This is a genomic window from Rhodococcus sp. FH8 (assembly GCF_019266085.1).
Classification (GTDB): Bacteria; Actinomycetota; Actinomycetes; order Mycobacteriales; family Mycobacteriaceae; genus Rhodococcus_F; species Rhodococcus_F qingshengii.
Map to the genome: position 1 here is coordinate 57,875 of NZ_LPNQ01000055.1, position 10,897 is coordinate 68,771.

Consider the following 10,897-nt stretch of genomic DNA (forward strand, 5'->3'; position numbering starts at 1 on the left):
CCAGGTGAAGTTTCTCAGTAGGTTCTACATCGACGGGTTCATCCTCGGCATCATCATCGCCGGCGTGCTCGGAAGTGTGTTCCCGGTATCGGGTACCGCGGAGAGCATTCTGAACTGGGCCACCAAGATCGCCATCGGCTTCTTGTTCCTGCTCTACGGCGCACGGCTCTCGCCGCAGGAAGCCTGGAAGGGCGTCAAGCACTGGCGACTGCACACCGTCGTCCTCGCCGCGACGTTCGTGCTGTTCCCACTGATCGGCCTAGCACTGCGATTCCTGTCACCGACGCTGATCAGCGACGAGCTCTACACCGGCATCCTCTACATGTGCCTGGTTCCGTCGACGGTTCAGTCTTCGATCGCGTTCACCTCGATCGCCAAGGGGAACGTCGCGGGCGCGATCGTCAGTGCGTCGTTCTCCAACCTGATCGGCGTCTTCGTCACACCGCTGCTGGTGGTTCTGCTGATGAACACCACCGGCCAGGCGACGGTCGACTTCTCGTCGATCCTCGACATCGTCGTGCAGTTGCTGATCCCGTTCATCGTCGGTCAGCTGATCCGCCCGCTGGTGATCGGATGGCTGCAGAAGTACGCCGAACCCACCAAGTACGTCGATCGCGGATCGATCCTCCTCGTTGTCTTCGCCGCCTTCAGCGAAAGCATGAAAGAGGGGATCTGGAGCACCATCACGATCTGGCAGATCGTGATCCTCACAATCGTGTGCTGCCTGATTCTCGCGCTGGTTCTCGGCGTGACCACTCTCGCGGGGCGCAAGCTCGGGTTCGATCTTCCCGATCAGATCGTCATCATCTTCTGCGGGTCGAAGAAGTCCTTGGCAACGGGCCTACCGATGGCGGCTGTACTGTTCGCGGGCCAGCCCGTCGGCCTGATCGTGTTGCCGCTGATGATCTTCCATCAGATCCAACTGATCGTCTGTGCTGCGATGGCGCAACGCTTCGCGAATCGGGATCCGGTCAGCGTCAGCTAGCGAGCAACTCGCCTCGGGTCGCGTCGACGCAGCCGCAACCGCCCTGCAGTTCAGCACAATCGATGGACAGCGCATGGCGGACCGATGCCAGGTCGAGGCAGTTCGCGCCGGTGCATTCGAGTGACCCGTCGGCATGCCGTAGCAAAGAATCGTGGCAGTGATCGACATCCGAAACACAATCCGCGCACTGGATCTGACGCTCAGCGATCATTGCTGCCACCTCTCTCGAAAACGATGACACAGGAATATCATCGACCTCCGACAAGTCAGTTTCGTTCCACCTCGATGGGGTGGCTGGCCAGCATCGCCACGGGTAGCGGCTGGCGTCGTAGCACCCGTGCCCAGACATCGACTCGGGGCGGCGTCAGCACATCCGACGGCAGCGAGCTGATCACCATCCAGTCTTCACGCTCGAGCTCCGAATCCAGCTGGCCCAGAGTCCAACCCGAGTACCCGGCAAAAATGCGGATCCCTTCGACCAGAGGAGCAATGACCTCCGGGTCCGAGTCCAGATCCACCATGACTACCTTGCCGTCCACCCGCCGCAGGCCGGCGACGCCGTCGATCCGCGCACCGTTGCGAGCGATGCCCAGGCAAAGCGCCGAGTCACGCTTGACTGGTCCACCGATGTACAGGGCCGAAGGATGCGCGGTCAGCGGTGACCACTGCGGCAACACGTTCTGCACGGCCGTCTCACTCGGCCGATTGACGACGACGCCCAGGCTCCCGGCGTCGTTGTGCTCGATCATGTAGATGACGGTGCGGCGAAATGCGGGTTCCGTGAGATCGGTCGACGACACCAACAAACTGCCCGGACGAACCTCCGGTTCTATCCAGGCCATTCGATCCTCGGGTTCTTCTGCGTGCGCCACAAGGTCATCATCTCACCGACAACTGCGCGCGGAGGAACGAGACACAAGCGTGTTCAGGTCAGACCCGCCACATCGGCAAGTAGTGCCAAATGCCGCTCGAAAATCTCGCTCGCGTCGGTGAACGTATCGCTTCCGTACTGCCCGAACACCTCGAAGTTCACCGAACCGAACAGCGATACCCAGACGAGAGTTGCGCGCACCGCGGCATCCGGCGGCAGGTCGGTACCCAGTTCATTCCGCACTCCCTCGAGGTCCGCTGCCAACGTGTCACTCAGGCCCGGACCCTCTCGCACCGTCAGTGAACCCGCGCGATGGGCGGCGTCGATGATCCCGATCAGCCGGGTCACGACGAGGGTGCCGGGGCCGGTGGTCTGCTCGCCCGGAGCGTCGTAGCCGGGGACGGGGCTGCCGAACAACAGACCGTAGCGGGCCGGCTCCCGGATCGCCCAGCTCCGAACGGCGCGCCCTAGAGCAATGAACTGTCCGCGAAAATCCTCTGCTGCAACGGCATTCACGGCTGCGTCCACTTCCGCGCCCAGTTCCGTGTACCCGTCGACCACCAGCAAGGTCAGCAGTTCGTCCCGACTGGCGACATAGCGGTATACCGCTGAGGACACGACTCCCAGGTCACGCGCGACGGCCCGCAGAGACAAGGCTGCAGCGCCGACGGCAGCGAGATGCTCGCGTCCGATACGGGTGATGTCCTGCAGCGTCTGTTCGCGCGCCCGTTCGCGGGGAGTTCCAACCATGGGTCCATCTTGCCCCATTCCCGAGAGCAGTATCAACAAAAGAGAGCACTGCTCTTGACAGCGCTCGGGTGCAGGTGCATTCTTGAAAACGAGAGCAGTGCTCTCAGTTCACTCGAAACAAGAAGGAGCACACCATGTCGAACCTCGAAATCGTCACCGGAGCAGGACCCGTCGGATCCGCCGTCGCGCTACAGCTCGCCGAGCAGGGAATCAACGTCCGCATCCTGACCAGGTCCGGCAGCGGGCCCGAGCACCCGCTGATCGACCGCCGACGCGTCGACGTCTCGGATTCCGAGGCCCTTCGCTCGGTCAGCGAGGGCGCCACGGCCATCTACCACTGCATCCACGCTGCTTACAACGCAGCCGATTGGGAGCGGGAACTCCCGGCGGCCGAGGAGGTTGTGCTCGACGCGGCCGCATCCATCGGTGCCGTCGTGGTCTTCCCCGAAAGCCTCTACGCCTACAACTCCGACACCCTGATGACCGAATCCGATCCACGCAACGCCACCGGTGGCAAGCGCGGCGTGCGCACCGCGCTGCTGCGCGCTCGCGAGGCCTCTGCAACACCCACCGTCAGCGTCGTGGCCTCGGACTTCTTCGGCCCCCGCGTCCGCACCGCCCACGCCGGTGAGCGCATGGTTCCGAAGGTCATGGCAGGTAAGAAGATTCGTGTCATCGGTTCCGCAGATCAGCCGCACTCCTTCACCTACATCCCCGATCTCGCAGCAGCGATGATCGCGGCGGCACACAACCCCGAGCTTTGGAACTCCGTCCTCCACGCACCCACCGGCACCGCGCTCACTCAGCGCAAGATCGCCGAGGCCTTCGCCCGCGCCGCCGGGGCATCCCCCGCCAAGGTGGGTGTACTCCCCGCCTGGGTGCTCGACGCCGTCGGCAAGATCAACACCGACAGCCGCGAACTCGCGGAGATGAACTACCAGTTCACCAAGCCGTTTGTCATGGACTCGAGCGCCAGCGAAGTGCTGCTCGGACTCTCGCCGACGCCGCTCGATCAGGCCGCCGAAGCGACCGTCGCGTGGTGGCGCGAGGAACAGGCTCGCGCCGCTGCTGCCTGAATCTGGCGGTGGGCCGGGCATCACTCAGATCTGCGTGAGATAGCGTCGACTGAGAGCGACGATGGCCACGAAACACGCTGCAACGAAGATCATCCCGATGCGTGCCCCACCAACGGAGTTCGACGCACTCAGAGCGATGCCCAGGGCCGCGACGCCGATCGCCATGCCCGTTTGACGGGAGGTATTCAGTACCCCCGAGGCAAGTCCGGCGAACGATTTGTCGATCACTGCCATGGCCGCTCCATTGCAGCTGGGGCCGAACACACCACACCCGAGACCGACCAGGGCGGTCCCCGCCATGACCACAGGCCAGGTATCGCTGTCCCCGATCGCGGTGCACAGGAGCGCGCCGATCGCAGCAGTGGAAGCACCGACAGTCAGGAGCCAGCACATACCGCGACCTGCCCACACGCGATTGAGGACCAGCGTTCCGAACGTCCACAACACTGCAAACGGCAGAAAGAACAGTCCTGTCCGCAGCGCTGAAGAGCCCCAGTATGACTGGATGAATATCGCGAGCATGAATTGCATGCCGTAGGCCCCGAATTGGAAGGCGAATCCGTTCGCTATGGATGCAGAGAACGCCGGCTTACGGAAGATCGACAGCGGCAGAACCGGATGCCGGGTTCGGCCCTCGACGACGAAGAACCCGACGAGCGCTGGCACACATCCGAGTAGCAACGCCAGCGCCAACGGATCACCCCACCCGCGGGAGCCGCCTTCGATCAAACCGGCTACCAGGAGGGCAAGTCCGGCGATGCCGAGGACCTGCCCGGGAACGTCATAGGATTCCGCATCGCGCGTCGCGGTTTCACGGACATGCCGCCAGCACAGCCAGAGGGCTAGAACGCCGATGGGAACATTGACGAAGAAGATCGAGCGCCAACCGATGAACTCGGTGAGCAAGCCTCCTCCGATCGGTCCTGCGACCAATGCGATTCCGCCCGTTGCTCCCCACATCGTGATTGCCTTGGCACGCGCGATCGGATCCGGATAGGTGCGTGCAATGATCGCCAGTGTCGTTGGAAGAAGCCCGGCAGCAGCGATACCCTGCAGGCAACGAAATGCCGCCAGCGATAGAAGGTTTGGGCTGACGGCGCACAACAGAGAAGCCGCCGTGAAGCCGCCCAACGACCACAGGAAGACACTGCGGGAACCGACTCGGTCCGCCAGAACTCCCGCTGTGAGCAACAGGCTGGCCAGAGGAACCGTGTAGATGTTCACCAACCATTGCAAAGCGGCAACGGAGCCACCGATGTCGCGTTCGATTGCCGGTAACGCGATGTTGAGAGCGCTCCCGTCCAACAGGATCATGAAGAATCCAAGACAAACCGCAGTGAGTGCCAGTGCCTGATCTCTCGAATCACCCAACAGCGCAGTATGTTTCGTGCCGCCGGAGACTGCGTCACCGACCGAGCTGTCAGCAGAGATGTTGCTCGTGCCCATAGGAGGCCCCCGTCTCCGGAATTTCTGTACCTGCAAGTACAACAGCTTTCACAGAGACTGTACATACCCATAGGTACAATGTCTGTATGGGTAGCGCGGAACGGCTGATCGCAAGCATGCAAGAACTGTTGTGGGAGCGTGGCTACTCCGGAACGAGCCCACGTGCCGTGCAGAAAATGGCTGACGTCGGGCAAGGCAGCATGTACCACCACTTCCAGGGGAAAGCGGACCTGGCGGTGGCCGCAGAGCATCTCATGGGGCGCGAACTACAAGCGCAAATCACCGAACGACTCAGCTCCGGCGAGACGACCGTCGACAAGATCGCTGCCTTCCTCACGATCGACGAACACGTCCTCCGCGGGTGTCGGCTCGGGAGATTGGTCCAAGACTCCGAGGTCGCATCCAACGACGAGTTGCGAGCACCGATCCAGACCATGTTCGTGTGGATTCAACAGAACATCGCATCCACACTCGAAGACGGGCGCAGCAACGGTGAAATCCGTCCCGATGCGAACATCGAAGCTCTCGCCGCCACCATTCTCGCAGTGCGGCAAGGTGCTTACGTCCTCGCTCGTGCTGCCCAATCCGAAGAACCGTTTCGAAAGGCGGCCGACGGGCTGATCGAAATGCTCACCCACGGGGTTTGCGTGTAAAAGTTCAACGATGCTCCAGTAGTCATGTCGCCGTTCTGCTCCAGTCAGCTCTTGACGCAAGAACGGAACGGGTGTTCACTTCTTCACATGGCCTATCGCCGCACTCCGGCAGTACAGGAAAGATTGGACGCCCAACGCGCCCGACTGCTCGAGGCCGCCACGACGGCAGTGGCAACTCACGGCTATGCGGGATGTTCCATCGCCGCGGTGGCCAAGAACGCTGGCGTCGGCACCGGGACGCTGTATCGACATTTCGACGGCAAGGGCGAATTGTTCGCCGAAGTGTTCCAATCAGTCTGCAGCCGTGAGGTATCCGCAGCTCGGGACGCCGGAGACAGCGCCCGACATCTGGAAGGCAACCACCGCTCCGCGGTATCGGCGTCGGTTCGGACCTTCGCCGAACGTGCCATGCGCGCACCGGTTCTCGCCTATGCCCTGCTGGTGGAACCGGTGGACCCACTCGTCGACGAACAGCGTCTCATGTTTCGCGAATCGTTCCGCGATTGCCTGGCCACCGCAATTCGTTCGGCAGTCGAATCCGGTGAGATACCGCCACAGGACGCCACTCTGACGGCAGCGTGCATCGTCGGGGCAATCGGCGAGGCCCTGATCCTTCCACTGCGCGGCGGCACCACCGATCCCGCTGCGATCGACGCCATTCTCGCCTTCACCCTTCGATCGTTAGGGAGCTTCGATGACACCCACGCATGAAGTCACCAATCAGGTTCCGCCCCTGATCGATTACGACGCAGCCGAATACGCGCCGATCCTCGAGGCACTACACCGCGAAGGAGCATCGGACGCACTCGAGGGGGTTCATCGCGTCGGGATCCGCGCCGGCAGTGCTCAGGCCCAGGAGTGGGGCGATCTGGCCGAGGAGCACCCACCCGTCCTGAGAACCCACGATCGCTACGGCAACCGTATCGACGAGGTCCGCTACGACCCCGCCTATCACCAACTCATGAGCACCGCAGTGGAATTGGGACTGCACGGCGCTCCGTGGGTTGACCCGAATCCACACGCACACCTCGTCCGCGCCGCGAAGATGGCCGTGTGGGGTCAAACCGACGCCGGTCACGGCTGTCCCATCTCCATGACGTACGCCGTGATCCCCGCGCTGCGGCACAACGCGGATCTGGCCGCGCAGTACGAACCCCTCCTGACCACGCGGCACTACGATTCGGCGCTGAAAGCTCCCCTCACCAAACCCGGATTGATCGCCGGTATGTCGATGACAGAAAAACAGGGCGGTTCGGATGTTCGTGCCGGAACCACAAGGGCAGTGCCACAATCCGACGGCAGCTACCTGCTGACGGGCCACAAGTGGTTCACCTCCGCGCCGATGTCGGACGTGTTCCTCGTCCTCGCCCAGGCACCGGGTGGTCTGTCGTGCTTCTTCCTGCCTCGGGTCCTGCCGGACGGCTCGCTCAACAACATGTACCTGCAGCGTCTGAAGGACAAGTTGGGCAATCATTCCAACGCGAGTAGTGAGGTCGAGTACCGCGACGCTCTCGCGTGGATGGTCGGCGAAGAAGGCCGGGGCGTGCGCACCATCATCGAGATGGTCAACATGACCCGGTTGGACTGCACGATCGGCACGGCCACCGGCATGCGCGTCGGCACCATGCAGGCAGTTCACCACGCGACGCATCGAAGTGCTTTCGGCGCCAACCTGATCGACCAACCCTTGATGCGAAACGTTCTGGCAGATCTGGCGGTGGAATCGGAAGCGTCGACCACCGTCGCGATGTGGCTGGCCACTCTGACCGACCGCGCAACCGCAGGCGATGCCCACGCCAGCGCACTACGACGCATTTCGTTGGCCGTGAGTAAGTACTTCGTCTGCAAGCGCGGACCGATCCACGCTGCCGAGGCACTCGAGTGTCTGGGCGGAAACGGATACGTGGAGGAATCCCGGATGCCGCGCCTCTATCGCGAGGCTCCGCTGCTTTCGGTGTGGGAGGGTTCCGGCAACGTCGCGGCGCTCGACACACTGCGGGCGATGGCCAAGCAACCCGAAACACTGCAGGTGTTCTTCGACGAGCTGAAACGAGCCAGTGGAGTGGACGGCCACTTCGATCAGGCCGTGCGAGATCTCCAGGCGGCTTTCGGCGATTTCGACGACATCGAATACCGGGCACGGAAGATCGTCGGCGACATGGCGCTCGCACTGCAGGCCTCGCTGTTGCTCCGCTACGGGCACCCCGCGGTGGCCGACGCGTTCTGCGCGAGTCGGCTCGGAAACAGCTGGGGGAGTGTGTTCGGAACGCTGCCGAGGGGCGTGGACGTCGCGCCGATCCTCGAGCGGGCCACCGTCAAGATCGGCGCCTGACCCACCCACTACAGTTTCCGCTTATGAACCGAGCCTCGAACCGCCGCGAGGCCTGGCAGCGCGTACTGCACACCCTGCGTGAATCACCCGGCCTCGGAAGGCTGGCGCTCGTCCGCTTTTCCAGCCAGTTCGGCGACGGAATGTTCCAGGCCGCGCTCGGCGGCGCAATCCTCTTCAACCCGGAACGCGAAACCGATCCGGTGGCGATAGCGGCCGGCTTTGCCGTACTGCTCCTTCCTTATTCGGTGATCGGCCCCTTTGCCGGCGCTCTGCTGGATCGTTGGGACCGCCGCCTGGTGCTCCTGTGGGCGAGCGTGCTCCGCGGGCTCTTCATCCTGACCACTGCGGTGCTGTTGGTCGCCGGCGGCGGTGACACTCTGTTGTTGACCTGTGCGCTTGCTGCAATCGGAGTCAGTCGCTTTGTCGGGGCAGGCGTATCCGCAGCCCTGCCGAAGGTCGTCCGGCAATCGTGGCTGGTGGCAACCAATTCCGTTCTTACAACCGCTGGTTCGGTGATAGCGGCCCTGGGTGCTTCGGCAGCGGTGGCGATCATCGGCATGATCGGCGCGGGGGATCGAGCGTCAGGCGCCGCCGTGGCCATCGCAGCACTGGGATCGGTGATCGCGGCCCTCGCCGCGGCCAGGTTCACCGCCCGCTCACTTGGTCCGGTCGCCGACGAAGTGGTCCGCGCCAGTGCCGTCCGTTCGGTGACGGCCGGACTGCGCACCGGGGCAACCGCTGTCTGGGAGGCGCCCGGCGTCACCACGGCGATGATCGGAATCGGAGCGCACCGCATCTGCTTCGGCATCAACACCCTCATCATGGTGCTGGTCCTACGCGACACCTCGAACGGCTCCCAATTACCTGGAGGGATGGCCGGATTCGGCGTCGCCGTCGGCGCCACGGCAATCGGAATGCTGATCGCGGCATTGATCACACCGTTCCTCATCCCGCGGATCGGTCGCTCACGGACGATCACCTACGCCCTGGTGTGCGCGGTTCTCGTCCAGCTCGTCTTCGTGACCACGCTGACTCAGGGGTCGCTGCTGATCGCCGCTTTCCTGCTCGGCATCGCCGGCCAGTCCGTGAAACTCAGCGGCGACGCGGCCATGCAGATCGACATCGACGACGACCGTCGAGGTCAGGTATTCGCCCTGCAGGACACCGTGTTCAACGTCGCGTTCATCGGTGCGATCGCGGCAGCGTCGACGGTGATCGCACCCGACGGCAAGAGCGTCGGCCTGGCCGTTGCCGGTGCGGGTGTCTATGCCGCCGGATTGTCAGCGGTGCTGATCAACCGCAAGAAACGAGAAACTAGCCCTGCTGGGTAGCCCACCACTTCAGCAGTTCGGCCTCGGCCTCGTCACGCTCGAGCGGGCCGCGATCCAGACGTAATTCCTTGAGGAACGTCCATGCCTTGCCCACCTGCGGGCCGGCCGGGATGTTCAGCAGCTCCATGATGGCGTTGCCGTCGAGGTCCGGACGCACCCGAGCAAGGTCTTCCTGCTCGGCGATGCGCGCGATCCGCTCTTCGATGTCGTCGTACGTGGCCTGCAGCTGCGCGGCGCGACGCTTGTTGCGTGTGGTGCAGTCGGCCCGCACGAGCTTGTGCAAGCGGGGGAGCAGCTCGCCCGCGTCGGTGACGTACCGCCGCACCGCCGAGTCGGTCCACTGTCCCTTGCCGTAGCCGTGAAAACGCAAGTGCAGGAACACGAGCTGTGAGACGTCGTCGACCATCTGCTTCGAGAACTTCAGTGCCCGCATGCGCTTGCGCACCAGCTTGGCGCCGACCACCTCGTGGTGGTGGAAGCTGACCCCACCGCCAGGCTCGTTACGCTTGGTATCCGGCTTTCCGATGTCGTGAAGCAGTGCTGCCCAACGCAATACGAGGTCCGGATCGCCTTCTTCGAGATCGATCGCCTGCTGGAGCACCGTGAGGGAGTGCTGGTAGACGTCCTTGTGCTGGTGATGCTCGTCGATCTCGAGCTTCATCTGCGGAACCTCGGGCAGCACGTATGCAGCCAGTCCGGAGTCGACCATCATGTTGATGCCGTCCACCGGGTACATGCCGAGCATCAGTTTGTTCAGCTCGACCTGCACACGCTCGGCGGTGATCCGCTCGATCTGCGACGCCATCTCCTTGATGGCCTCGAAAACGCGATTGTTCAACGTGAAACCAAGCTGCGAGACGAACCGGGCTGCGCGCAGCATCCGCAGCGGATCGTCGTTGAACGAGTTTTCCGGCGCCGACGGCGTATCTAGCTCTCCGGCCAACAGCGCGTCCATGCCGTTCAGCGGATCGACAAATGTGTAGGAACCGTCCGCGCCGATCTTCATCGCCATCGCGTTGACGGTGAAATCGCGGCGCACCAGATCGTCGGCCAACGTCGTGCCGTACTCGACTATCGGATTACGAGAGACGCGATCGTAAGCGTCGGCCCGGAAGGTCGTGATTTCGATCTCCTGGCCGTGCTTGATGGCGCTGATGGTCCCGAACTCGATGCCCGTGTCCCACTGCTTGTCCACCCAGCCCTTGAGCAGAGCCTGAACCTTCTCCGGCCTGGCGTCCGTCGTGAAGTCCAGATCGCCACTGAAGCGGCCGAGGATCGCGTCGCGAACACTGCCACCCACCAGGAACAGCTCGTGACCGGCCGCAGCAAAACGCTCACCGAGCGGGTTCAACACGTCGGACAACGTGCCGAGCGTTGCAGTGGCGTCGGCAAGCAGTCGTAGGCGGCGATCAGCGTCGGAGGTAGGGACAGTCACGTGAAAGGAGCTTACTTA

General features: G+C 63.2%; 11 protein-coding genes. 6 read left to right on the top strand and 5 right to left on the bottom strand.

From position 1 onward, the window contains the following. The first annotated feature begins 4 nt into the window (after positions 1 to 4). Positions 5 to 985 (top strand): bile acid:sodium symporter family protein, encoded by a 981-nt coding sequence (locus ATN38_RS02270; protein WP_003942582.1) that lies wholly within the window; start codon positions 5 to 7, stop codon positions 983 to 985. Here the strand turns inward: ATN38_RS02270 and ATN38_RS02275 are convergent. Genes ATN38_RS02275 through ATN38_RS02285 form a run of 3 tightly spaced genes read right to left on the bottom strand, consistent with a single transcriptional unit; the run spans position 978 to position 2,606 of the window. Beyond that, positions 978 to 1,196, bottom strand: a complete 219-nt coding sequence (locus ATN38_RS02275; RefSeq protein ID WP_042924370.1) for a hypothetical protein — start codon at positions 1,194 to 1,196, stop codon at positions 978 to 980. The two genes, ATN38_RS02270 and ATN38_RS02275, sit on opposite strands and share 8 nt — an antisense overlap. A 55-nt stretch (positions 1,197 to 1,251) precedes the next feature. Then, on the bottom strand, positions 1,252 to 1,857 hold the full coding sequence (locus tag ATN38_RS02280; protein WP_003942572.1) for a YqgE/AlgH family protein: 606 nt from the start codon (positions 1,855 to 1,857) through the stop codon (positions 1,252 to 1,254). A 53-nt stretch (positions 1,858 to 1,910) separates the two neighbouring features. Then, positions 1,911 to 2,606 carry a TetR/AcrR family transcriptional regulator gene (locus ATN38_RS02285; RefSeq protein WP_003942494.1) on the bottom strand — a complete coding sequence of 232 codons (696 nt, stop codon included), beginning with the start codon at positions 2,604 to 2,606 and terminating at the stop codon, positions 1,911 to 1,913. A 134-nt stretch (positions 2,607 to 2,740) separates the two neighbouring features. Here ATN38_RS02285 and ATN38_RS02290 point away from each other — a divergent pair, with 134 nt between their 5' ends. Then, the gene (locus ATN38_RS02290) at positions 2,741 to 3,682 is read left to right on the top strand and encodes an NAD-dependent epimerase/dehydratase family protein (protein ID WP_218747527.1); all 942 of its coding nucleotides are present in this window, start codon (positions 2,741 to 2,743) and stop codon (positions 3,680 to 3,682) included. Between the two features lie 24 nt (positions 3,683 to 3,706). Here ATN38_RS02290 and ATN38_RS02295 read toward each other — a convergent pair whose 3' ends face one another. Next, positions 3,707 to 5,128, bottom strand: a complete 1,422-nt coding sequence (locus ATN38_RS02295; protein WP_030537482.1) for an MFS transporter — start codon at positions 5,126 to 5,128, stop codon at positions 3,707 to 3,709. 86 nt (positions 5,129 to 5,214) lie between these two features. Between ATN38_RS02295 and ATN38_RS02300 the strand changes: the two genes are divergently transcribed. The 4 genes from ATN38_RS02300 to ATN38_RS02315 all read left to right on the top strand — a co-directional run bounded on the left by ATN38_RS02300 (position 5,215) and on the right by ATN38_RS02315 (position 9,444). Beyond that, on the top strand, positions 5,215 to 5,781 hold the full coding sequence (locus ATN38_RS02300; protein WP_218747529.1) for a TetR/AcrR family transcriptional regulator: 567 nt from the start codon (positions 5,215 to 5,217) through the stop codon (positions 5,779 to 5,781). Between the two features lie 87 nt (positions 5,782 to 5,868). Next, complete coding sequence (locus ATN38_RS02305) at positions 5,869 to 6,492, top strand: TetR/AcrR family transcriptional regulator (protein ID WP_042924289.1); 624 nt, start codon at positions 5,869 to 5,871, stop codon at positions 6,490 to 6,492. Beyond that, positions 6,476 to 8,113: an acyl-CoA dehydrogenase family protein gene (locus ATN38_RS02310; protein ID WP_218747531.1), complete on the top strand. Its 1,638-nt coding sequence runs from the start codon at positions 6,476 to 6,478 to the stop codon at positions 8,111 to 8,113. The genes ATN38_RS02305 and ATN38_RS02310 overlap by 17 nt, the downstream gene beginning before the upstream one ends. 23 nt (positions 8,114 to 8,136) lie before the next feature. After that, entirely contained in the window at positions 8,137 to 9,444 is a 1,308-nt protein-coding gene (locus ATN38_RS02315) for an MFS transporter (RefSeq protein WP_075835067.1), read from the top strand. On the opposite strand, the gene ATN38_RS02320 is transcribed toward ATN38_RS02315, so the two are convergent. After that, positions 9,428 to 10,879 (bottom strand): CCA tRNA nucleotidyltransferase, encoded by a 1,452-nt coding sequence (locus ATN38_RS02320; RefSeq protein ID WP_003942535.1) that lies wholly within the window; start codon positions 10,877 to 10,879, stop codon positions 9,428 to 9,430. The two genes, ATN38_RS02315 and ATN38_RS02320, sit on opposite strands and share 17 nt — an antisense overlap. Positions 10,880 to 10,897 lie beyond the last annotated feature (18 nt).